This window comes from Streptomyces sp. G45, from assembly GCF_049542095.1.
Lineage (GTDB): Bacteria > Actinomycetota > Actinomycetes > Streptomycetales > Streptomycetaceae > Streptomyces.
The window spans coordinates 2771404-2792070 of record NZ_JBMUZU010000001.1; the positions used below are offsets into that span (position 1 = coordinate 2771404).

Annotated in this window: 21 protein-coding genes and 2 pseudogenes; 2 read left to right on the forward strand and 21 right to left on the reverse strand. The window is 72.6% G+C overall.

Going from position 1 to position 20667, the window contains the following annotated elements:
* Window positions 1–187 precede the first annotated feature (187 nt).
* The 3 genes from pyrH to rpsB all read right to left on the reverse strand — a co-directional run bounded on the left by pyrH (window position 188) and on the right by rpsB (window position 2959).
* On the reverse strand, window positions 188–946 hold the full coding sequence (gene pyrH / locus ACOBQU_RS10925) for a UMP kinase (RefSeq protein WP_423626178.1): 759 nt from the start codon (window positions 944–946) through the stop codon (window positions 188–190).
* Window positions 947–1143: 197 nt separating this feature from the next.
* Window positions 1144–1980 carry a translation elongation factor Ts gene (tsf, locus tag ACOBQU_RS10930; RefSeq protein ID WP_423626179.1) on the reverse strand — a complete coding sequence of 279 codons (837 nt, stop codon included), beginning with the start codon at window positions 1978–1980 and terminating at the stop codon, window positions 1144–1146.
* Between the two features lie 109 nt (window positions 1981–2089).
* A complete protein-coding gene (gene rpsB, locus ACOBQU_RS10935; RefSeq protein ID WP_423626181.1) occupies window positions 2090–2959 on the reverse strand; it encodes a 30S ribosomal protein S2 in 870 nt (289 codons plus the stop codon).
* A 407-nt stretch (window positions 2960–3366) separates the two neighbouring features.
* Between rpsB and ACOBQU_RS10940 the strand changes: the two genes are divergently transcribed.
* Window positions 3367–4032 carry a murein hydrolase activator EnvC family protein gene (locus ACOBQU_RS10940; protein ID WP_423626183.1) on the forward strand — a complete coding sequence of 222 codons (666 nt, stop codon included), beginning with the start codon at window positions 3367–3369 and terminating at the stop codon, window positions 4030–4032.
* A gap of 116 nt (window positions 4033–4148) precedes the next feature.
* Here the strand turns inward: ACOBQU_RS10940 and ACOBQU_RS10945 are convergent, their stop codons facing one another.
* The 18 genes and pseudogenes from ACOBQU_RS10945 to proS form a co-directional block, all read right to left on the reverse strand.
* Window positions 4149–4706, reverse strand: coding sequence for a TetR/AcrR family transcriptional regulator (locus ACOBQU_RS10945; RefSeq protein WP_423634399.1), 558 nt, complete (start codon window positions 4704–4706; stop codon window positions 4149–4151).
* Between the two features lie 174 nt (window positions 4707–4880).
* Window positions 4881–5722, reverse strand: a pseudogene (gene whiG / locus ACOBQU_RS10950) (RNA polymerase sigma factor WhiG).
* Between the two features lie 312 nt (window positions 5723–6034).
* A complete protein-coding gene (gene dprA / locus ACOBQU_RS10955; RefSeq protein ID WP_423626185.1) occupies window positions 6035–7276 on the reverse strand; it encodes a DNA-processing protein DprA in 1242 nt (413 codons plus the stop codon).
* Window positions 7273–8898: a YifB family Mg chelatase-like AAA ATPase gene (locus tag ACOBQU_RS10960; RefSeq protein ID WP_423626187.1), complete on the reverse strand. Its 1626-nt coding sequence runs from the start codon at window positions 8896–8898 to the stop codon at window positions 7273–7275. The genes dprA and ACOBQU_RS10960 overlap by 4 nt, the downstream gene beginning before the upstream one ends.
* Window positions 8898–9260 (reverse strand): YraN family protein, encoded by a 363-nt coding sequence (locus ACOBQU_RS10965; protein ID WP_423626188.1) that lies wholly within the window; start codon window positions 9258–9260, stop codon window positions 8898–8900. The genes ACOBQU_RS10960 and ACOBQU_RS10965 overlap by 1 nt, the downstream gene beginning before the upstream one ends.
* A gap of 162 nt (window positions 9261–9422) precedes the next feature.
* Window positions 9423–9731, reverse strand: coding sequence for a DUF2469 domain-containing protein (locus ACOBQU_RS10970; protein WP_003965949.1), 309 nt, complete (start codon window positions 9729–9731; stop codon window positions 9423–9425).
* A 55-nt stretch (window positions 9732–9786) separates the two neighbouring features.
* A complete protein-coding gene (locus tag ACOBQU_RS10975) occupies window positions 9787–10278 on the reverse strand; it encodes an NUDIX hydrolase (protein ID WP_423634401.1) in 492 nt (163 codons plus the stop codon).
* A 58-nt stretch (window positions 10279–10336) separates the two neighbouring features.
* Window positions 10337–11089 carry a signal peptidase I gene (gene lepB / locus ACOBQU_RS10980; RefSeq protein ID WP_423626189.1) on the reverse strand — a complete coding sequence of 251 codons (753 nt, stop codon included), beginning with the start codon at window positions 11087–11089 and terminating at the stop codon, window positions 10337–10339.
* 141 nt (window positions 11090–11230) lie between these two features.
* Complete coding sequence (gene lepB / locus ACOBQU_RS10985; protein WP_423626191.1) at window positions 11231–12094, reverse strand: signal peptidase I; 864 nt, start codon at window positions 12092–12094, stop codon at window positions 11231–11233.
* A gap of 69 nt (window positions 12095–12163) precedes the next feature.
* Window positions 12164–13245: pseudogene (gene lepB, locus ACOBQU_RS10990) on the reverse strand (signal peptidase I).
* Window positions 13238–13960 carry a signal peptidase I gene (gene lepB, locus ACOBQU_RS10995; protein WP_423626193.1) on the reverse strand — a complete coding sequence of 241 codons (723 nt, stop codon included), beginning with the start codon at window positions 13958–13960 and terminating at the stop codon, window positions 13238–13240. Before lepB (ACOBQU_RS10995) ends, lepB (ACOBQU_RS10990) begins: the two are co-directional and overlap by 8 nt.
* Before the next feature lie 69 nt (window positions 13961–14029).
* Window positions 14030–14380 (reverse strand): 50S ribosomal protein L19, encoded by a 351-nt coding sequence (rplS, locus tag ACOBQU_RS11000; RefSeq protein WP_189956174.1) that lies wholly within the window; start codon window positions 14378–14380, stop codon window positions 14030–14032.
* A gap of 185 nt (window positions 14381–14565) precedes the next feature.
* Complete coding sequence (gene trmD / locus ACOBQU_RS11005) at window positions 14566–15387, reverse strand: tRNA (guanosine(37)-N1)-methyltransferase TrmD (protein WP_423626195.1); 822 nt, start codon at window positions 15385–15387, stop codon at window positions 14566–14568.
* Window positions 15387–15956 carry a ribosome maturation factor RimM gene (gene rimM, locus ACOBQU_RS11010; protein WP_423626197.1) on the reverse strand — a complete coding sequence of 190 codons (570 nt, stop codon included), beginning with the start codon at window positions 15954–15956 and terminating at the stop codon, window positions 15387–15389. Before rimM ends, trmD begins: the two co-directional genes overlap by 1 nt.
* Before the next feature lie 105 nt (window positions 15957–16061).
* Entirely contained in the window at window positions 16062–16301 is a 240-nt protein-coding gene (locus tag ACOBQU_RS11015) for an RNA-binding protein (RefSeq protein ID WP_138962065.1), read from the reverse strand.
* A gap of 2 nt (window positions 16302–16303) precedes the next feature.
* Window positions 16304–16732, reverse strand: a complete 429-nt coding sequence (gene rpsP, locus ACOBQU_RS11020; RefSeq protein WP_423626200.1) for a 30S ribosomal protein S16 — start codon at window positions 16730–16732, stop codon at window positions 16304–16306.
* A gap of 485 nt (window positions 16733–17217) precedes the next feature.
* Window positions 17218–17850 carry a hypothetical protein gene (locus ACOBQU_RS11025; protein WP_423626202.1) on the reverse strand — a complete coding sequence of 211 codons (633 nt, stop codon included), beginning with the start codon at window positions 17848–17850 and terminating at the stop codon, window positions 17218–17220.
* 243 nt (window positions 17851–18093) lie between these two features.
* Window positions 18094–19509, reverse strand: a complete 1416-nt coding sequence (gene proS, locus ACOBQU_RS11030) for a proline--tRNA ligase (protein WP_423626204.1) — start codon at window positions 19507–19509, stop codon at window positions 18094–18096.
* 215 nt (window positions 19510–19724) lie between these two features.
* Here proS and ACOBQU_RS11035 point away from each other — a divergent pair, with 215 nt between their 5' ends.
* Window positions 19725–20576 carry a class I SAM-dependent methyltransferase gene (locus tag ACOBQU_RS11035; protein WP_423626206.1) on the forward strand — a complete coding sequence of 284 codons (852 nt, stop codon included), beginning with the start codon at window positions 19725–19727 and terminating at the stop codon, window positions 20574–20576.
* Window positions 20577–20667 lie beyond the last annotated feature (91 nt).

The following is a 20667-nucleotide window of genomic DNA, read 5'->3' on the forward strand; positions in this document are numbered from 1 at the left end:
TTGCTCCTGCGTGTCTTGAGTGGGCCCGGCTTCCACGGATCGGCCGGCTGCGTCGCGTCTCTTTCCTGCACGGTGTCCGACCGGCAGGGCTTTGTCCATCCCTCGGAGGGCCCTCCAGGGGCCCCGCAGAGCCTCCCGGAGCCTCCCGGAGCGCCGCGGCTCGCGCTCCGCGAGGAACGACCTCGGCTCAGGCGCGGGTGTCCTGGTCGCCGACGAGTGTGCCGATCTTCTCACCCTTGACCGCCCGGGCGATATTGCCCTCCGCGAGCAGTTCGAAGACGAGGATGGGGAGCTTGTTGTCCCGGCACAGGGTGATGGCGGTGGCATCGGCGACCTTCAGGTCCCGGGTGATGACCTCGCCGTACCCGAGGGAGTCGAACTTCACCGCGTCCGGGTTCGCCTTGGGGTCGGAGTCGTAGACCCCGTCGACGCCGTTCTTGCCCATGAGCAGGGCCTCGGCGTCGATCTCCAGGGCGCGCTGGGCCGCGGTGGTGTCGGTGGAGAAGTACGGCATGCCCATGCCCGCGCCGAAGATCACGACGCGGCCCTTCTCCAGGTGGCGCACGGCGCGCAGCGGGATGTACGGCTCGGCGACCTGCCCCATGGTGATGGCGGTCTGCACGCGGCAGTCGATGCCCTCCTTCTCCAGGAAGTCCTGGAGCGCGAGGCAGTTCATGACCGTGCCGAGCATGCCCATGTAGTCCGAGCGGGCGCGGTCCATGCCGCGCTGCTGGAGTTCGGCGCCGCGGAAGAAGTTGCCGCCGCCGATGACGACGGCGATCTGCGCGCCGTCGCGCACGACGGCCGCGATCTCCCGGGCGATCTTGTGCACCACGTCGGGGTCGACGCCGAGTCCGCCGCCTCCGGCGAACGCCTCGCCGGACAGCTTCAGCAGGAAGCGCCCGGCCACTTTGCCGTCGTCACTCTTGGTGTCGGCCTTGGTCATGGTGTTCTCCTTGTGGTGCACATACGAAGAGGCCATTGCCGGTGGGGTGGTGTGCATCCCATGCGCGGCAATGGCCTCCTCGTCAGATCTTGCGGTCGTCCGTCGCGTGCGCGTGCGCGCAGCGGTCGCGTACATCGGTCGGTACGCGTCGACCGCGGTCGACCCTAGCGGGGTCTACCGGCGATCGTGGGACGGACTCAGATGCCGACCTTGATGCGCGAGAAGCGCTTCAGGGTGACACCGGCCTCCTGGAGGACCTTCTCGACGGACTTCTTGTTGTCGAGCGCGTACGGCTGGCCCAGAAGGGTGGCGTCCTTGAAGAAGCCGTTGAGGCGACCCTCGACGATCTTCGGCAGGGCGGCCTCGGGCTTGCCCTCGGCGCGGGTGGTCTCCTCGGCGACGCGGCGCTCGGCCTCGACGACCTCGGCCGGGACGTCGTCCTTGGAGAGGTACTTCGGGGCGAAGGCGGCGATGTGCTGGGCGACGCCCTTGGCGACCTCGGCGTTCGGCTTGTCCAGCTCGACCAGGACACCGATCTGCGGGGGCAGGTCGGGCATGGTGCGGTGCATGTACGCGGTCACATAGCCGTCGGAGAACTGCGCGAAGCGGTCCAGGACGATCTTCTCGCCGAGGTTGGCGTTGGCCTCGTCGACGAACGCCTGGACGGTCTTGCCGGGCTCGATCTCGGAGGCGAGCAGCGCCTCGATGTCGGCCGGGCTGGTCTTGGCGACGTGCGCGGCGATGGCGGCCGCGACGGCCTGGAACTTCTCGCCCTTGGCGACGAAGTCCGTCTCGCACTTCAGCTCGACGATGACACCGGTGGTGTTGTCGTCGGCGATCAGGGAGACGATCGCGCCGTTCTCGGCGGAGCGGCCCTCGCGCTTGGCGACGCCCTTCTGGCCCTTGATGCGCAGCGCCTCGACGGCCTTGTCGACGTTGCCGTCGGCCTCGTCGAGCGCCTTCTTGCAGTCCATCATGCCGGCGCCCGTGAGCTCACGGAGCTTCTTGACGTCAGCGGCGGTGTAGTTCGCCATGATTCTCGGAAGTCTTTCTCGCAGTCGAAGATCTACGGGTGAACGGCGGGGGCCGCGCGTGTGGCGCGGGCCCCCGCCGTCAGCAGCAGGTGCTGCCCGGGCTGGCGCGTCAGGCCTGCTCGGCGTCCGCGGCCGGAGCCTCGGCGGCCTTCTCCTCGGCCTTGGGGGCCTCGGCGTCGGCCTTCTCGGCGTCCGCCTTCTTCTCGCCCTCGAGCAGGTCGCGCTCCCACTCGGCGAGCGGCTCGCCAGCGGCCTTCTCGCCCGGCTTCGCGTCACCGGCGGCCACGCCGGAGCGGGCGATGAGGCCCTCGGCGACGGCGTCGGCGATCACGCGGGTGAGCAGGGTGACGGAGCGGATCGCGTCGTCGTTGCCCGGGATCTTGTAGTCGACCTCGTCGGGGTCGCAGTTGGTGTCGAGGATGGCGACGACCGGGATGTTGAGCTTCCGGGCCTCGCCGACCGCGATGTGCTCCTTCTTGGTGTCCACGATCCAGACGGCGCTGGGCACCTTCTGCATCTCGCGGATACCGCCGAGGGTCTTCTCCAGCTTGGCCTTCTCGCGGGAGAGGACCAGCAGCTCCTTCTTGGTGAGGCCGGAGGCGGCCACGTCCTCGAAGTCGATGGCCTCAAGCTCCTTGAGGCGCTGCAGGCGCTTGTAGACGGTCGAGAAGTTGGTGAGCATGCCGCCCAGCCAGCGCTGGTTGACGTAGGGCATGCCGACGCGGGTGGCCTGCTCGGCGATGGCCTCCTGCGCCTGCTTCTTCGTGCCGACGAACATGACCGTGCCGCCGTGGGCGACGGTCTCCTTGACGAACTCGTAGGCGCGGTCGATGTACGACAGCGACTGGAGCAGGTCGATGATGTAGATGCCGTTGCGCTCGGTGAAGATGAAGCGCTTCATCTTCGGGTTCCAACGGCGGGTCTGGTGACCGAAGTGGACGCCGCTCTCCAGCAGCTCCCGCATCGTGACGACGGCCATGGCCGTACTCCTTGGTGTTTTCTCGGTTGTTTCCTGACGCCCGGCCTAGCGCCGTGCCACGCACTCGCGTGCGGGACCGAAAGGCGCTGACACCGTCGGCTGCGAGAGCCCGGTGCGGGGCGTGCGAAGTCGACCCGGTGACCCGGATCGCCACATGAAGTGTACGGGACCCGCGAGGCAGCGGGTGACGCCGCTGTCCACAACCGGCTGGTAGTCCACAGTTCCCGGCCATGATCCACGCGGAACGGGGGCGACGCGGGACGGTTTGTCGCATGACGTGTACGAGTGTGACGCGCGGTGCGCGCGGGGGTGGTCCGGGGAACGTGCGGGGCCGGGAGCGCCTTGGGCGCCTTGGGCGCTTGGGCCGCTTGGGGCGCTTGGGCCGCTGGGGGTGGCCGGGGCGCGCGGTGGCGGCGACGGCTCTGCTCCTGGCGGTGCTGCTCCTGGCGGGCGCGGTGCCGATCGGTCCGGTGGGGGCGGCGGTGGGGCCCGCCCCGCCGCCGGTGCCCGCGGTGGGCGGCGCCTGGCCGGTGGGTCCGGTGGGTCCGGTGGGGTCGCGCCCGGTGGTCCTGCGGGGCTGGGAGCCCCCGGCGTCGGCGTACGGCCCCGGCCACCGTGGCGTGGACCTTGCGGCCGCGCCGGGCGCCCCGGTGCGGGCGGCGGCCGGGGGCCGGGTGTCCTTCGCGGGCCGGGTGGCGGGCCGGGGCGTGGTCTCGGTGGAGCTGCCCGGCACCGGCTCCCCGCCCCTGCGCACGACGTACGAACCGCTCCGCCCGGCGGTGGAGAAGGGCACCCGGGTCCGGGCGGGCGACCCCCTCGGCACCCTGGACCCCACCGCCCGCCGCCACTGCCCCGCCCCCTGCCTGCACTGGGGCCTGCGCAGAGCGGACACCTATCTGAACCCACTGGCCCTGCTGCCGCCGTGGCTTCTGAACGGGGGGCCGTCCCGGCTGCTGCCGGTGCGGGCCGCCGGGGGTGCCCCTTGGGGAGCCGCGGGGGTGGTGCCCCCTGGGGCTGCGGGGTCGACGCCTCTGGAGGGCGCGGGTGGGGGTGCCCCTGGTCGGGGGCCGTGAGGGGCGTCCCCAGCCACGCCGGAGCGGGCGAGGCGGAACGGGGCCGGACAGGGCGAGGCAGGGCGGGGCGGGGCCGGACGGGGCGAGACAGGGCGAGGCGGGGCGGGGCCGGGGGCTCAGCCTCGGACGCCCCCGAGGGCCATCGCCACCGCCGCCTCCGTGATGGCCTCCGGCTCCTCGGCCACCCCCAGCTCGATCCGCCGCACCGCGGCGTCCACGATCCCCTGGAGCAGCATCGCGGCCAGCCGCGGCTGCTCGTGCCCCAGCCCCTCCAAGGCCTCCACGATCATGGCCACGAGGCCGCCGTGCGCCGCCCGGATCTTCTCCCGGGCCCCGGCGTCCAGCTCACTCGCGGAGATCGCCACCACGGCCCGGTGCCGACGGTCCCCCACCAGCGCGAGCTGCTGCCGCACATAGGCCTCGACCTGCGCCTCGGGCGTCGCGGCCCGCTCCATGGCCGCCTCGACCTCCGCCGCCCAGACGGGGAAGTCGACCTCGCAGAGCTCCTCGACGACGGCCGCGCGCGAGCGGAAGTACTCGTAGACGGAGGACCGCGCGAGCCCGGTGCGCTCGGCCAGCGCGGGGAACGTCAGCGCTTCCGTCCCGCCTTCGGACAGCAGGGTGCGCGCGGCGTCCAGCAGGGCGCCGCGCTGCATCGACCGGTGCTCGGCCACAGAGGCCGCTCGAATCCTTGGCACGCTCCCACTTTACGGACGCCGCCCCCGCCAGGGGAGCCCGCCAAGCGGGCGCTCCGCCTGGCAGGGGCGGCGCCTGGCGCGCGCATCCGTCCGAGGGCCGCCCAGGGGCCCGCCCGAAGCCGCCCGGGGCGGGGGGGCGGCTCGGTGCGATCAGCGCCCGAAGCTGGCCAGCTTGGCCCGCAGCTGGAGCACCGACTTGGTGTGGATCTGGCTCACCCGGCTCTCGGTCACCCCGAGCACGTTGCCGATCTCGGCGAGCGTGAGCCCCTCGTAGTAGTACAGCGTCACCACGGTCTTCTCGCGTTCCGGCAGCGTGTTGATGGCGCGGGCGAGGAGCCGCCGCAGCTCGCGGTCCTCGGCCACCTCCACGGGGTTGTCCGCGGCGGTGTCCTCCAGGGTGTCCATCAGGCTCAGCCGGTCGCCGCCCTCGCCGCCGACGTGCAGCAACTCCTCCAGGGCGACGACGTTGGCCAGGGACAACTGGCTGAACACGGCATGCAGTTCCTCCACCGCGATGCCCATCTCGGCGGCCACCTCGCCCTCCGACGGCGTCCGTCTGAGCCGCGCCTCAAGCGTCGCGTAGGCCCGCTCGACGTTGCGTGCCTTCTGTCGCACCGAGCGGGGGATCCAGTCGAGCGCGCGCAGCTCGTCGATCATCGCGCCGCGGATCCGGGTGATCGCGTACGTCTCGAACTTGATCGACCGCTCGATGTCGAACTTCTCGATCGCGTCGATCAGCCCGAACACGCCCGACGACACGAAGTCCGCCTGCTCGACGTTGGGCGGCAGGCCCACGCTGACGCGGCCCGCGACGTACTTCACCAGCGGCGAGTAGTGCAGGATCAGCTGCTCGCGCAGCCGTCCGTCACCCGTCGCCTTGTACGACCGCCACAGCTCGTCCAGCGACGAGGGCGCGGAGGGCCGCTCCCGCTCGCCGCTACGGGCGGCGGGGGAACTGCCGCCCGGTCGGACCCGGAGGTGTGCTGGGGCATGCGTTGCCTTGAGCCGTTCTGCCGTGAACCTGGGAGGTTGCCGGAACTAGTGCGGTTGTGGGTTTGCGTGAAGTGAATGAGGTTGTCCGTCTGATTGCCTGTCTGCACCGGATTCGTTGCGAGCGTAGCGTGACTGAAGCGTCGCAGTGAGCGAAGAGTAGGGGATCACGCGTACGCAGATACGTTCCGCTTGACGCCCGCCGGTGCCGTAACCCTTGCGCCACGTCCTGGACACCCGGCGCCAACTGCACGGTTTCCGCAGGCCGTCAGGGGTACGGCCGCCGCGTCATCCATCCGGCGGAACAGGCGCCGTCACGGCTCACCCCCCGTCGGAAAGTCGGACGCGATTGCCTGGCGTGTCAACTGCCAGCCGTCGCCGTGACGTTCGACGAACCCCAAGGAGCGCAGCTCGTACAGCCGACCGATGGCGTCGTCCACGCTGGTCCCCGCCTCCACGGCGACCTCCGCCGCGGTGGCGCCGCCGCGGCCGGGCAGCGCGGCGAGGACGCGGGCGGCACCGGGGTCGAGCAGGTCGCGCGGCACGACGGGCCCGCGCCGCGGCGGGGCCAGCTGCCCCATGTCCCCGACCAGCTCGATGACTTCGGCCGCGTCCGTGACCAGCACGCCGTCCGCGCGCAGGAGTTCGTGCACCCCTGCCGAGAGGCGGCTGGTGGCGGGTCCCGGCACGCCCATCGTGAACCGCCCGAGGTCCTGCGCGCCGCGTGCCGTGACCAGGGCGCCACTGCGGTAGGCCGCCTCCACGACGACCGTGCCCCGGGTGAGGGCGGCGATGACCCTGTTCCGCTGGATGAACCGGCTGGGCGTCGGGTGGTCACCGGGCGGCAACTCACCCACCACGAGCCCCTGTTCCGCGATGCGGCCGATCAACTGGGTGTGTCCGCGAGGGTAGGGCCGGTCGATCCCGCAGGCCAGCACCGCGACGGTGGCGCCGCCCGCGCTCAGGGCACCCCGGTGCGCGGCGCCATCCACCCCGTAGGCGCCGCCCGACACCACCACCCACCCGCGCTCGGCGAGGCCCGCGCCGAGGGCGGCCGCCATGTGCGCTCCGTACTCCGTGCACGCCCGGGCGCCCACCACGGCCACCGAGCGCAGCGCCCAGATCCGCAGGGAGGGCCGCCCGCGCACCCAGAGCCCGAGAGGCCGGGCGTCCCCCAGGTCGTCCAGCTGCGCGGGCCACTCGGTGTCGTCCGGCGTCACGAACCGTGCCCCCGCCTCGGCCGCGACCTCCAGGTCCCGCTCCGCCCGCACCCGCCCGGCCCGCGTCCGCAGCCCCTCCCACCGCTTGGGGCTCACCCCCGGCAGCATCCGCTGCCCGTCGACCAGCCGCCGCAGCACCGCCACGGCTCCCCACTCCCGCAGCCACCGCCCGCCCACGGCGTCCCCCGGCTCCAGCACCCGCGTCAACGCGACCCGCGCGAGCCGCTCATCGCCCCGGTCGCACGGCGCCCCCGGGCCCGCCGCCGTCGCCCCCTCGCCGAAGCCCTCGTCCCCCACGCCGCCGGCGCCCCGATCACGCCCGAGGTCCTCGCTCATGGCTGCGCCCCCACCACCATGGGCACCCCGCGCGGCACGCCCGTGCGGAGCTGGAGGGCCAGGGCCACGTCCGTTTCGTCCGGGCGGTCGTGACCTGCCAGGTCCGCGACGGTCCAGGCGACGCGCAGCACCCGGTCCAGGCCCCGGGCGGTGAGCAGGCCCCGCTCCAGGCTCAGCTCCGCCGCCGTCATGGCGCCGGGCAGCGGGCGCCAGCGGGTGCGCAGCTCATGGCCGGGCACGTCGCAGTTGGTGCGCCAGGGGGTGTCGGCGAAGCGGGCGGCCGCTCGGTCCCGGGCGGCCCGCACCCGGTCCGCCACCACGCGGGTGGACTCGCCCCGCGCGCCCTGCGCCGTCAGCTCGGCACGGGTCACCGGCTCCACTTCGACCCGCAGGTCCACGCGGTCCAGGAGCGGGCCGGACAGCCTGGCCTGGTACCGCCGGACGCTCGCGGGCGAGCAGTCGCAGGCGTCGCCGGTGAGGCTGAAGCGGCCGCACGGGCAGGGGTTGGCGGCGAGGAGCATCAGGAACTTGGACGGCAGCCGCACCACGCCCGCGCTGCGGGCGATGACCACGTGCCCCGACTCCAGCGGCTGCCGGAGCGCGTCCAGGGCGTGGCTGCTGAACTCCGGGGCCTCGTCCAGGAAGAGCACGCCGCGGTGCGCCAGGGACACCGCTCCGGGGCGGGCGATTCCCTTTCCGCCGCCGACCAGGGCCTGCATGCTCGACGAGTGGTGCGGCGCGCAGAACGGGGGGATGTCCACCAGGGGCTTGCCCTGCGGCAGCAGGCCCGCGACCGAGTGGACGGCCGTCACCTCCAGGGACTCCGCCCTGGTCAGCCGGGGCAGGATGGCGGGCAGCCGCTCCGCGAGCATGGTCTTGCCCGCGCCGGGCGCCCCTTGGAGGAAGACGTGGTGTCCTCCGGCGGCGGCCACCTCCATGGCCGTGCGCGCCGAGCGCTGGCCCACGACGTCCGCCAGGTCGTGCCCGTGGTCGCCGTCCGCCGCTCCGAGGCCGCCGGTGCAGACGTCGAGCCCGCCGCCGGGCAGGCTGAGGCCCGCCATCAGCGGGTCCGGGCGCCCGGCGTGGTCCGGCTCCTCGTGCGGGACCGGCTCGTCGGCGAGCACGGCGATGAGCTGGCGCAGGCTGCGCACGCCGAGGACGGAGACGCCGGGCACGAGCGCGGCCTCCGCAGCCGTGCACTCCGGCACCACCACCTGCTCGTACCCCGCGTCCGCCGCCGCGAGCACGGCGGGGAGCACGCCCCGCACGGGGCGCACCCGGCCGTCGAGCCCCAGCTCGCCGATCATCACGATGTCGGCCAGGACCCGGGGGTCGATCCGCTCCGCGGCGCCGAGGACCGCGCAGGCCACGGCGAGGTCGAAGCCGCTGCCGCCCTTGGGCACGGACGCGGGGCTCAGCCCCACCGTGAGCTTCTTCTGGGGCCACTCCCCGCCCGAGTTGACCACGGCCGCCCTGACCCGGTCACGGCTCTCCGTGAGGCTCTTGTCGGGCAGTCCGACCAGGGTGAACGCCGCGACGCCCGGCTCCAGGTCGGCCTGCACCTCGACGACGACGCCCTCGACGCCGACCAGCGCCACCGAACACGTACGCGCGAATCCCATCAGGCCACCCCCCGCGCGTGCTCCACCACGGGCGCGCCACGCTCGGGCAGCAGGACGCCCACCAGGTCGATGCGCACGCCGCCCGGCGGGGCACCTCCGTGCTCCTGGAGCCAGCGGTCCGCGAGGCCGCGCAGCCGTCGGGCCTTGGCGGGCGTGACGCCCGCCATCGGATGCTCGAAGGACGACTGCCTGCGGGTCTTCACCTCGCAGACGACCAGCGCGTCGCCGTCCAGGGCGACGATGTCGATCTCGCCCGCCCTGCCACCGCGCCAGTTGCGCTCCAGGACCGTCATACCGGCCTCGGCCAGCCGCCGTGCGGCCAGCTCCTCGCCGTACTTGCCGAGTGCTTCTCGTGCGTTCATGTCGGCACCACCTCCGACACCAACGGTCGCGAGGCGGGCCGAACCTTGTGGATCTTGGTGGACCGCTCAGCCGATGTGGATAACTCGCTCACCCGTGAGCGTGAACGACCCGGCGGCATCCCCGACCCTCACGGGCGAGCCCGGTCGGACGGCCGTGCGAACTCAGCCGCCCGGCAGTTCGAGATCGCTCTTGTTGAGCTCCTCGATGTTCACGTCCTTGAACGTCAGTACGCGCACCTGCTTGACGAACCGCGCCGGGCGGTACATGTCCCACACCCATGCGTCCGCCATGGAGACCTCGAAGAACACCTCGCCCTGGACCGAGTGCACCTGCATCTCGTAGTCGTTCGTGAGATAGAAACGGCGCTCGGTCTCGATCACGTATTTGAACAAGCCGACGACGTCTCGATACTCCCGGTAGAGCTTCAGCTCCATCTCGGTCTCGTATTTTTCGAGGTCCTCGGCGCTCATGGCATGTTCCCCTTCAGCCGTGCGTCCCCCTATTGTGCGCCAGCCCCGGGAGCCCCTACACGATTTCCGTGTCCAGGGTCACCGGTCTGTTCGGAGGACCCTCGTCGAGCAGCTTGCGGAGCAGCTCGGCGAGTCTGGTCGGATACACCGTCTCATGCGCCCGGGCCAGTTCTCGGCAGGTCCACCAACGTGCTCCGGCGACACTGCGCCGCTCCAGGTCGGTGAGGGCCGTCGCGCGCGTGGCCGTCTGTTCCGTACGGGCCAGGTAGTACCACTCGTCCTGGTCCCAGCGCCGCCCCGCGAACGGGAACGAGCACACCCGCCGCCACAGCACCGGACCCAGCTCGACGTCCGTGATGCCGGTCTCCTCGGCGAGTTCCCGCAGCGCGGCCTGCTCGCGGGTCTCGTCGCCCTCCACGCCGCCGCCCGGCGTGAACCACCAGTCGTCGGCCGGGTCGCCCGGCTCGTGGCCGTGCATCAGCAGGATCCGGTCCCGCCCGTCGAGCAGCACGACCCGCGCCACCTTCCGCAGCGGTCGCCCGCCCACCGCCGCGTCGGCGGAGGCCTCGCCGGGCTCCGTGCGTACACCGTGGTCAGGCGCCCCCTCAGCCGACACCGGCCGCCTCCGTCGCCCCACGGCGCCCGCCGCCCGCGCCACCGCGCCGCGCCCGCCGGGCGATCGGCCCGTACGCGGCCCCGCCGAGCACCAGCACGATGCCCGCCACCACCGCGCCCACCAGCAGCGGCAGCGGCCCCGGCTCGGACGTGCCGCCCGGCAGGGCGTCGAAGCCGGAGGCGCGGTCCAGCATGCCGTCCAGGGGCCAGGCCACGGCGTCGACGCGGGCCTCGACCGCGCGGCGCGGCACCGAGCCGTTGCCCGCCTCGTCGAGGTGGGCGGTGGAGTCGAGGGAGCCGTTGCGCTCGTCGCCGAGCAGGAAGAGGCGGCCCTTGGGCACGGTGGTGGCGGGGATGCCGCTCGGCTCCGCGCCCTTGGGCAGATACGGTTCCGCGATCCGCTTGCCGTTGACGGTCAGCTCGCCGTCCGTGCAGCAGGCGACCTTGTCGCCGCCGACGGCCACGACCCGCTTCACCATCGGCAGGTCGCCCCACGACTTCTGCCGGAACACCACCACGTCCCCGCGGCGCACGTCGTCACCGTCGATGCGCTGGGCCAGCACCCGGTCGCCCGCGCCGATGGTCGGCGACATGGAGGTGGTGGGGACCGTGTACGGCTTGTAGACGAAGGCGCCCCAGACGAACCCGCCGAGGAAGAGGACACAGCCGAGGGCCACGGCGGCGGACGACAGCACGCTGCCGAGCCTTCCGTGGCCCTCGTCGGTACGGCCTGCGCTGCTCATCCCTTGGCTCCCCCGGCTCGGAGACGTCCTCACGGCCCCCGTGCCGGGCGGCGCACCGGCGCGGGGCGTCGGCGGGCGCGCCGCGGCACCGGGGGCCGTGGAAGATCGGCGATCTGGGACGGCAGACTACCCGGCGGTACGTCAGCCAGAAACCCTCGCGCCGGACGCGGCTTCCGCGCTCACGGCGGCCCGGCGGCGCCGCCACAGCACCACCGGCACGGCGCCCGCGAGGCCGAGGGCGGCCGGTGCCGCGCTCAGCGCCTGGCTGATGCCCGGCTGGTCGAACGTGTCCGGGACCGGCAGCGTCGCCCAGCGGGTGGGCGGCCAGGCGATCACGAAGGCGCGGCCCACCACGTTGTCCACGGGGACGGCGCCGCCGCCCGGCTGGTTCTGGTGGTAGCGGGAGTCCAGCGAGTTCTGCCGGTGGTCACCCATGACCCAGATCTTGCCCTGGGGGACGGTGAACTTGAACTGGCCGCCCTGGTCGTCGTCCGTGCACGGCGTGTTGCCCGGGTAGACGTACGGCTCGTTCAGGGCCTTGCCGTTGACCTTCAGCGGGCCGGTGCCCTTGCACTCCACGGTGTCACCGGCGACGCCGATGACGCGCTTGATCAGGTCCTTCTCGTCGGCGGACGGCATCAGGCCGATCCAGCCGAGCACCTTCTGCACCGCGTTCGGGTCGGGCGTGGGCTCGCCGTCCAGCCAGTGGCCCGGGTCCTTGAAGACGACGACCTCGCCGCGCTCGGGCTTGGACCCGAACCACGGCGTGAGCTTGTCCACCAGGACGCGGTCGCCCTTCTGGAGCGTGTTCTGCATCGAGTCGGACGGGATCGAGAAGGCCTGGACCAGGAAGGTCTTGATGATCAGGGCCAGGATCAGCGCGATGCCGACGAGGAGCGGCAGCTCCTTCCAGAAGGACTTGGGCTTCTTGCCCTTGGCGGGCTTCGGCGGCTCGGGCGGCTCGCCGCCCGCCTCCCGCGGAGCGCGCCGCTCGTCCTCCGGCACCGGGGCCGCACCCGGCACCCCGGGAGCCCCAGGGGGGTCTTGCCGCCCCCGGTCGCCCCGGACGCCGTGTCAGCCGCCGCGCTCACCCCGTCCGCCGCGGGTGCGGGGGGCGGCTCTTCGGAGCGCCTCGGCGGCTCCTCGGGCCCATCGTGTCCGGATCGTGCGCCGACCGCCACATCCCCCACATCCACTCCTCAGTCCGTGCCGCTGCCTGCCCCGTGCGCGATGCAGGCCCACCACTCCCATAACGAGCGGGAGTTCCGCAGGGGTCGGGAGCCCGGTCATTCCATTGCGATCGCCAGGGGCCACCCTATGCGACGTACCTGTGGACGCGACCGACCCGGCGGGCGCGTCGGCCACCGACGCGTACGTGTCGGGCGCCTCCAGTTCGCGCCAGTGACCGAGCGGCCAGGCGATGACGAGGGCGCGGCCCACCACCGAGTCCTCGGAGACCGTGCCGCTGAACTTCTCGTTGCGGTGGAAGCGGGAGTCGGCGGAGTTCGACCGGTGGTCCCCCATGACGAAGAGCCGCCCCGGGGGACCTTCACCTCGAAGTCGAAGGCGGAGGGCTTGTCTCCGGGGTGGATGTACGGCTCGTTCAGCGGGACGCCGTTGACGGTCACCCTGTCGTTCTTGTCACAGCACTTCACGGTGTCGCCGCCGACGCCGACGACGCGCTTGATCAGGTCACGTTCGCCGTCGGAGGGAAGCAGCCCGATGAAGGCCAGGCCCTGCTTGATCTGCTTGATGACGACGGGGTCGTCCTTCTTCGTGCCCCGCTCCTCCTCCAGCCAGTTGCCGGGGTCCTTGAAGACGACGACGTCGCCGCGCTCGGGCTTGTTGCCGAACCACGGGGTGAGCTTGTCCACCAGGACGCGGTCGCCGACGCGGATGGTCTGCTCCATGGAGCCCGTGGGGATCACGAAGGCCTGCACCAGGAAGGTCTTCAGGACCAGGGCTATGAGCAGGGCGACGCCTATGAGGAGAGGTATCTCCTTGATCGCGGAGCGGCGCCTGCGGCGCTTGACCTTCTTGGCGAGCTTGCGGCGCTCGGCCCGGCCGGGCAGCGCGGGCCCCGTGGTGGGCCGGGTGCCGGTGGGCAGTCCGGTGTCGGCCCCGTGGGTGGGTTTGGCTCGCCCGCGGCTACCCATGCCCGCCGCCCGGCCCGGGGACGCGCGCGTACACGTCGGGGCGCTCCAGGGACGTCCAGCGGCCGAACGGCCAGGCGATCCACTCCACCCGGCCGATGACGTCGTCCACGGGGATCATGCCGCCGCCGGGCGAGCCCAGGTGGTCGCGGGAGTCGCTGGATTCGCTGCGGTGGTCGCCGAGGACGAAGAGGTGACCGTCGGGCACCACGACGTCGAACCGCACGGTGGAGGGGGCGTCCCCGGGGTACAGGTACGGCTCGTCCACGGAGACGCCGTTCACCTTGATCCTCCCCCGCTTGTCGCAGCAGACCACGCGGTCCCCGCCGACGCCCGCGACCCGCTTCACATAGTCGGCGTCTCCGAAGTACCCGCTTCCGTCGAAGACGATCGCGTCGCCCCGGCGCGGCTGTGACCCGAAACGGTACGCCAACTTGTTCACCAGGACGCGGTCACCGACGCGGAGCGTGGGCTCCATGGAGCCGCTCGGGATCTCGTACGGCTGTACGACGAAGGTGCTGACGAGCAGCAGCACGGCGGCGGTCAGCAGGGCGCTCAGGGTGAGGCGACCGCCGGGAAGCCACGCCACGAAGGACGCGAAAACGGAGCGCGACCGCTCCTCCGTGCCCTCGGAGTCCGGCTCCCGCGTGGGAGCGGGGTCGGAGTCGGAGGGGCGGGAGGAGCGGTCGCGCTCCGCGTGCTGCGCTTCGGTGTCCATCGGGGCCAGATGCTATCCGGCCCGTCTGTGGACCCTCGCCGGTGCTCGGCCCGGGGGCCGCGCGACGGCTCAGTTCTCGCGCTTCTCCTTGATCTTCGCGGCCTTGCCGCGCAGGTCGCGCAGGTAGTACAGCTTGGCGCGACGGACGTCGCCCTTGGTGACCAGCTCGATCTTCTCGACGATCGGGGTGTGCACCGGGAAGGTGCGCTCGACGCCGACGGAGAACGAGACCTTGCGGACCGTGAAGGTCTCGCGGACACCGGCGCCCTGGCGGCGGATGACGACGCCCTTGAACTGCTGCACACGAGAGCGGTTGCCCTCGATGACGCGGACGTGGACGTTGACGGTGTCACCCGGGCGGAAGGCCGGGATGTCGCTGCGCAGCGACGCGGCGTCGACGGAGTCGAGCAGGTGGGACATGATCGTCTGCTTCCTCGCTGATGCCACAGGTCATCAGCGGTATGTCGTGATGAGTTCGGTGCTTCCGTACGTGCGTGAGGCGCGCGGGAGGCGCGACTGCTCGCGGTGCGGAAGGCGGCCGGTCGCGTCGGGCGGGCGTCGTGTCCCCCTGTGGCAGGGGCGCACGCTGGACGGACGGCAGCGGTCTATTCTTCCACGGCCTTCACCCTGCGCCAAAATCGGCCACCGGGCTCGGGCTCCCAGCCCAGGATGGAGAGCATCTCCCGGTCCTTCTTGTCGAAGGCCGAGGCGTCGCAGCGCTCGATCAGGTCGGGCCGGTTCCGGGTGGTGCGGCGCAGGGCCTCGTCGCGGCGCCAGCGCGCGATCTTGCCGTGGTGCCCGCTGAGCAGGACCTCGGGGATGCCCCGGCCGCGCCACTCGGGCGGCTTGGTGTACACCGGCCCCTCCAGGAGGTTGGCCATCGCTCCGGGGGCGAAGGAGTCGTCCCGGTGGGACTCGGCGTTGCCGAGGACACCGGGCAGCAGCCGGGCCACGGCCTCCGTGACGACGAGGACGGCGGCTTCCCCGCCCGCGAGGACGTAGTCGCCGATGGACACCTCGTAGACCGGCATCCGGGTCGCGTACTCGTCGATGACGCGGCGGTCGATGCCTTCGTAGCGCGCGGGCGTGAAGACCAGCCAGGGGCGCTCGGACAGCTCGACGGCGAGCTCCTGGGTGAAGGGGCGGCCGCTGGGCGTGGGGACGACCAGGGCGGGGGCCGACTGCCCGGCCTCGTACCCGTCGGCGAGCACCTGGTCGAGGGCCTCGCCCCAGGGCTCGGTCTTCATGACCATGCCGGGGCCGCCGCCGTAGGGGGTGTCGTCGACCGTGTTGTGCCGGTCGTGGGTCCACTCCCGCAGGTCGTGCACGTGGACGTCGAGGCGCCCGCGCGCGCGGGCCTTGCCGACGAGCGAGACGTTCAGGGGCTCCAGGTACTCGGGGAAGATCGTGACGACGTCGAGCCGCATCAGGCGTCGCCCTCGCTCCGGGAGTCGCCGTCGGCGTCCCGTGCGGAGGCGATCTCCGCGCGGTCGTCGATGAGCCCGGGGGGCGGGGTGATGACGGCCCGCTGCGCCTCCAGGTCGATCTCGGTGACGATCTCCTCGACGAACGGGATCATGACCTCGCTGCCGTCGGGCCGCTCCACGATGAACAGGTCCTGCGAGGGCAGGTGGGAGATCTCCGTGATGCGGCCGACCTCGGTGCCGTCGGCGGTGACGACGTCGAGGTCCATCAGCTGGTGGTCGTAGAACTCGTCCTCGTCCTCGGGCAGCTCGTCGGGGTCGACCTCGGCGATGAGCAGGGTGTTGCGCAGCGCCTCGGCGCCGTTGCGGTCGCTGACGCCCGCGAAGCGCAGCAGCAGGCGGCCGCTGTGCACACGGCCGGTCTCGATGGTGAGCGGTCCCCTGCCCGCGGGGTCGGTGGCGAGGACGGCGCCGGGGGCGAGCCGCAGCTCCGGCTCGTCGGTGCGCACCTCGACGGTGACCTCGCCCTTGATGCCGTGGGCGCGGCCGATCCGCGCGACTACGAGCTGCACTGGTGTCTCTCCTGTCCCTACCTACGACTGGGGCGCGGCCCCAACGAGCGCGGGCCGGGAAGGGCCCAGAAGCCCTCCCCGGCCCGAGCCGGTGCTACGTGCGATTCAGCGGACCTGGTCGACGTCGACGAGGTCGACGCGGACACCACGGCCGCCGATGGCACCCACGACGGTGCGCAGGGCGCGGGCGGTACGGCCGTTGCGGCCGATCACCTTGCCCAGGTCGTCCGGGTGGACCCGGACTTCGAGGACGCGCCCGCGGCGCAGGTTGCGCGAAGCGACCCGCACGTCGTCGGGGTTGTCGACGATGCCCTTCACGAGGTGCTCAAGAGCCTCCTCGAGCATGCTCAGGCCTCGGTCGACTCAGCGGACTCGGCCTTGGCCTCGTCCGCCTTCTTGTCGGCCTTCTTGGCCTTCTGCGTGATGGCCTCGCCCTTGGGCTCGTCCTCGGTGCTCACGGCGTCGAAGGTCGGACGCGCGGCCTTCGGCTCCGGCTGCAGCAGCGGCGCCGGGGCGGGCTCGCCCTTGAACTTCTGCCAGTCGCCGGTCTTCTTCAGGATGGCGAGAACGGGCTCGGTCGGCTGGGCGCCGACGGAGAGCCAGTACGCCACGCGCTCGGCGTTGACCTCGATGCGCGACGGGTTCTGCACCGGGTGGTACAGACCGATCTCCTCGATGGCCCGGCCGTCACGGCGGGTACGGGAGTCGGCGACGACGATGCGGTAGTGAGGCGAACGGATCTTGCCCAGACGCTTCAGCTTGATCTTGACTGCCACGGGAGTGGGTTCTCCTGGTTTGACGTGGTGGGGCACAACGAGATGCCGCGTGGGGTTGCGGTACCCGAGTGGCCCGATGGACGCGTCAGCCGGAGGAGAGAGGGGTCCTGTGCGGCTGTCGAGTACAGCTAGCCATTGTGCCACACGCTGGCGCCGTCCCTGGCGGGGGCGCCTCCTGCCGGGGCTGGCGCTGCCCCTTGGCGGTGGGCTGCCCCGCGGCCTCGTTGGTCGCGCTGGCGCGCTCGTCCTCAAACGCCGGACGGGCTGTGAGGAGCCCGTCCGGTGCTGGATGTGTGCGGCCCTCGGCCGGTCGTGCGCCGGTCCGTGCCGGATGTGGCCCGTTCGCGGCCGGGTGCGGCCCCGTCGGGGCCGGGTGGGGCCCCGTCGGTGCGGGTGTGGCCCGTCCGGGGGCCGGGTGGGGTCCGGGCGGGGCTTGTGGGTGGGGCGAGAGGGTGCCCTGTGGGGTGGGGCCCGCTGGTGCCCAGTCAGCGCATGCCCGCTCCCACCACCTCCGGGATGCGGAAGGGCTTGCCGCAGCCGCCGCACATGATCGGCGCCTGGGCCAGCACGGACGGCACGACGCGGACGTTGCGCCCGCAGTCGCAGACGGCCTTCACGCGGACGCCGCCGCCCGATGAGCCGTGCCGGGCGGCGGGGCCGCGGAACGTGCGGGAGGTGTCCGCGGTGGTCGCGGCCGTGTGCGCCTTCAGGGCGCGGTGCAGCCGCTCCATGGTGGGGCGGTAGCGCTTCTTCGCCTCGGGGTTGAGCGTGACCAGGGAGAAGCCGCTGCTCGGATGCGGCTCCTCGGGATGGTCCAGGCCCAACTCCTCGGCGATCGCGAGGAATCTGCGGTTGTGATAGCGGCCCGCGCGTGAGGTGTCGCGCACACCTCGGGCGGCGGCGATGCCGTGGACTGCTTCATGCAGCAGTCGCTCGAAGGAGAGCTCGGCGCCACAGGCGGACGACGACTCTCCGATCAGGGATTCGGGCGCGGCTAGGTCCGGCAGCTCAGGGTGGTGCCGCTGAATATCGGCCCACGCCTGTGCCAGCTCTGCGGCGAGAACAGGTGGTGTCGTGCTCACGTCGTGACAACGAGCCGGGGTGCCTCCGGGTTCCATTCCGGGGCATCTCAAATAATTTGCACTTACCCGTCAGTTGCCGTTGATGCGTCCGGACGAGGGCGGGTGCGCTGATCTGCGGAGAAGCCTCGCAGCTCACATCAAGCCGGTACGTAGTGGCGCGTACGCCCCGGCGCTTAGGTCAACCGCGCACGCCGGAGCGTAAGGGGCGAACGGCGTCCCGCGGCACCCGTACACGCGCCCCGACACCCCGGAGAGGCGGCCGAGCCGGAACCCGGGATCTCAGTAGGCGCGGGCCACAAGGGCGACGTTACCGGGTGCGTCCTCGGCGTCCGGCACCGCCCCGTCCTCCGTGACCAGACACCGTACGGTCACCCCGTGCTCCCCGAGCCGCGCCTCGCCCTCCGCTCCGAGCGCCGCCCACGGAATCCGCGCCCAGCCGCCCGCGGCCGCGGCCTCCACGGCGGCGTCGACGCTGGTCACATCGGCCGTACGGGACTCGCGGCGGGCCCGCGCCTCGGCGCGCAGCGCCTCCTGACCGGCGTCGAGGGCGGCGGGCACCAGGGCCGCGAGGGCGTCCAGGGCGACCGGCTCCTTGCCGCCCCCGATGCGGCGCACCAGCATCGCGGTGCCGTTCCGCACGTCGCGCGGGCCGATCTCCACGCGCACCGGGACGCCCTTCAGCTCCCAGTCGACGGCGCGCCGCCCGAACGGCGTGTCCGTGCGGTCGTCGACGCGGACGCGCACGCCCGCCGCCGTAAGGCGCTCGCCGGTCTCGCGGACCGCGGCGAGCACCTCCGGGTCGTCCTTGACGGCGAGGACCACGGCCTGCACGGGCGCGAGGCGCGGCGGCACGCGCAGCCCGTCGTCGTCGCCGTGCATCATCACCAGGGCGCCGACCAGGCGGGTCGTGGCGCCCCAGGAGGTCTGCCAGACCAGTTCCTGGGTGCCGTCCTTGGACAGGTACCGGGTGTCGAAGGCGCGGGCGAAGTTCTGCCCCAGCTCATGGCTCGTCCCGAGCTGGAGGGCCTTGCCGTCGCCCATCATCCCTTCCAGCGTCAGGGTGTTGATGGCGCCCGCGAAGCGCTCCTTGGCGGTCTTGCGGCCGAGCACGAAGTCCATGGCGAGGACGTCCCGCAGGAACGCGCCGTACACGTCCCTCTGGATCCGCGCGGCGAAGTCGCGCGCCTCCTCGTACGTCGCGTGCGCGGTGTGGCCCTCCTGCCACAGGAACTCCGACGTCCGCAGGAAAAGGCGCGGCCGCAGCTCCCAACGCACCACGTTGGCCCACTGGTTGATGAGCAGCGGCAGATCCCGGTAGCTCTGCACCCACTTGGCGAAGTACTCGTTGACGATGGTCTCCGACGTGGGCCGGACCACGACCGGCTCTTCCAGCTCCTTGCCGCCGCCGTGCGTGACGACGGCCAGCTCCGGGGCGAAGCCCTCCACGTGCTCGGCCTCGCGGGCCAGGTAGGACTGCGGGATGAGCAGCGGGAAGTACGCGTTCTCGGTGCCGGTCTCGCGGATGCGGGCGTCCAGGTCCCGCTGCATCCGCTCCCACAGGCCGTAGCCGTACGGCCGGATCACCATGGTGCCGCGCACCGGGCCGTTGTCGGCGAGCTCGGCCTTGCTGACCAGATCCTGGTACCAGCGCGGGAAGTCGTCCGCCCTGGGCGTGAGTACGGGTGCCTTTGCCATGGCGCGCATGCTACGTCCGGGCCGCCGGAAGGGCCGGGGATTTTCCGCCTCGCGGGGGCGCACGACGGGGGCACGCAAGCATTGCCGGACAACCTCTGGACGCCACGACGGAAGCGGAGTTCCCTGGCATACGGGGGAAGTGCGACCGCACGTCTTGGGGGCGGACGAATCGTCGGAATCAGATCGCCGACTCTCGGCGGATTGGGGCGCTTTCGATGACACCTACGCTCGTGCAGTCACAGCTTCCGCGTGCGGGCGCGCCCCCGCGCGTGGACCGGTGCGCACGCGCGCGCGACTGGGCGGAGATCCAGGAGAGGATGCTGGTCCCGCTGGTGGAGGCGGTGTACGAGCGGCTCGAAGTGGGCCGCGGCACCCGGCTGCTCGACCTCGGCTGCGGCTCCGGCCTCGCCCTGCTGATGGCGGCGGCGCGCGGCGCGGCCGTCACGGGCGTAGAACCGTCGGCGCCGGAACGCCTCGCGCTCGCCCGGGAGCGGCTGCTGCCCGACCCGGCGGCGGCCCCGCGCGGCACCCGGCTCGTCGAAGGCGCCCCCGAGGCGGCCACCGCCCTCGACGCACCGGAGTACACCCTGGTCACCGCTTTCCAGCCGATCGGCTGCGCCACGGGCGACGCGGAGGAGCTGTCGGCCCTCCTGGAGTCGGCCGCGCCCCTGGCCGAGCACGGCGCGGCGGTGGTCCTCGCCGGATGGGGCCCTCCGGAGCGCTGCGCCACCTCTTCGGTGCTGCGGGTGGCGACGAAGCTGGCCGATCCGCTGCGGCATCCGCGCGGCTGGCGCCCCGCGTGCCGCGACGACCTGGAGGAGGTCGCGCAGCGCGCGGGCCTCAAGCCGGACGGCTCGGGCCGCGTCGCCTGCCCCTTCGGGTACGCCGACATGGACAGCGCCGTACGCGGACTGCTGTCCACGGGCCTGTTCGACGCGGCGGTCGGCGCGACGGACCAGGAGCAGGTCGACAAGGAGCTGACCGAGGCCCTGCATCCGCATCAGCGCCGCGACGGAACGGTGTGGATGCCCAACGTGTTCCGCTACCTCATCGCCCGTACGCGCTAGACCGTAGCCACCCCCTACGCACCCGTCGCCCGCCCCGGCCCTCCCGCGCGCACACCGCCCCTACGGAGAGACCGACAGAGAGACCGGCACA

Bases quoted from the DNA above. Each gene is read 5' to 3' on its own strand.
- ACOBQU_RS11015 (WP_138962065.1), bottom strand. From the start codon at position 16,301: ATGCTCGAGGAGGCTCTTGAGCACCTCGTGAAGGGCATCGTCGACAAC.
- lepB (WP_423626189.1), bottom strand. From the start codon at position 11,089: ATGAGCAGCGCAGGCCGTACCGACGAGGGCCACGGAAGGCTCGGCAGC.
- ACOBQU_RS11025 (WP_423626202.1), bottom strand. From the start codon at position 17,850: ATGGAACCCGGAGGCACCCCGGCTCGTTGTCACGACGTGAGCACGACA.
- ACOBQU_RS10970 (WP_003965949.1), bottom strand. From the start codon at position 9,731: ATGAGCGCCGAGGACCTCGAAAAATACGAGACCGAGATGGAGCTGAAG.
- ACOBQU_RS11035 (WP_423626206.1), top strand. From the start codon at position 19,725: ATGACACCTACGCTCGTGCAGTCACAGCTTCCGCGTGCGGGCGCGCCC.
- ACOBQU_RS10960 (WP_423626187.1), bottom strand. From the start codon at position 8,898: ATGGGATTCGCGCGTACGTGTTCGGTGGCGCTGGTCGGCGTCGAGGGC.
- trmD (WP_423626195.1), bottom strand. From the start codon at position 15,387: ATGCGGCTCGACGTCGTCACGATCTTCCCCGAGTACCTGGAGCCCCTG.
- pyrH (WP_423626178.1), bottom strand. From the start codon at position 946: ATGACCAAGGCCGACACCAAGAGTGACGACGGCAAAGTGGCCGGGCGC.
- dprA (WP_423626185.1), bottom strand. From the start codon at position 7,276: ATGAGCGAGGACCTCGGGCGTGATCGGGGCGCCGGCGGCGTGGGGGAC.
- rplS (WP_189956174.1), bottom strand. From the start codon at position 14,380: ATGTCCCACCTGCTCGACTCCGTCGACGCCGCGTCGCTGCGCAGCGAC.
- tsf (WP_423626179.1), bottom strand. From the start codon at position 1,980: ATGGCGAACTACACCGCCGCTGACGTCAAGAAGCTCCGTGAGCTCACG.
- ACOBQU_RS10965 (WP_423626188.1), bottom strand. From the start codon at position 9,260: ATGAACGCACGAGAAGCACTCGGCAAGTACGGCGAGGAGCTGGCCGCA.
- rpsB (WP_423626181.1), bottom strand. From the start codon at position 2,959: ATGGCCGTCGTCACGATGCGGGAGCTGCTGGAGAGCGGCGTCCACTTC.
- lepB (WP_423626193.1), bottom strand. From the start codon at position 13,960: ATGGACACCGAAGCGCAGCACGCGGAGCGCGACCGCTCCTCCCGCCCC.
- proS (WP_423626204.1), bottom strand. From the start codon at position 19,509: ATGGCAAAGGCACCCGTACTCACGCCCAGGGCGGACGACTTCCCGCGC.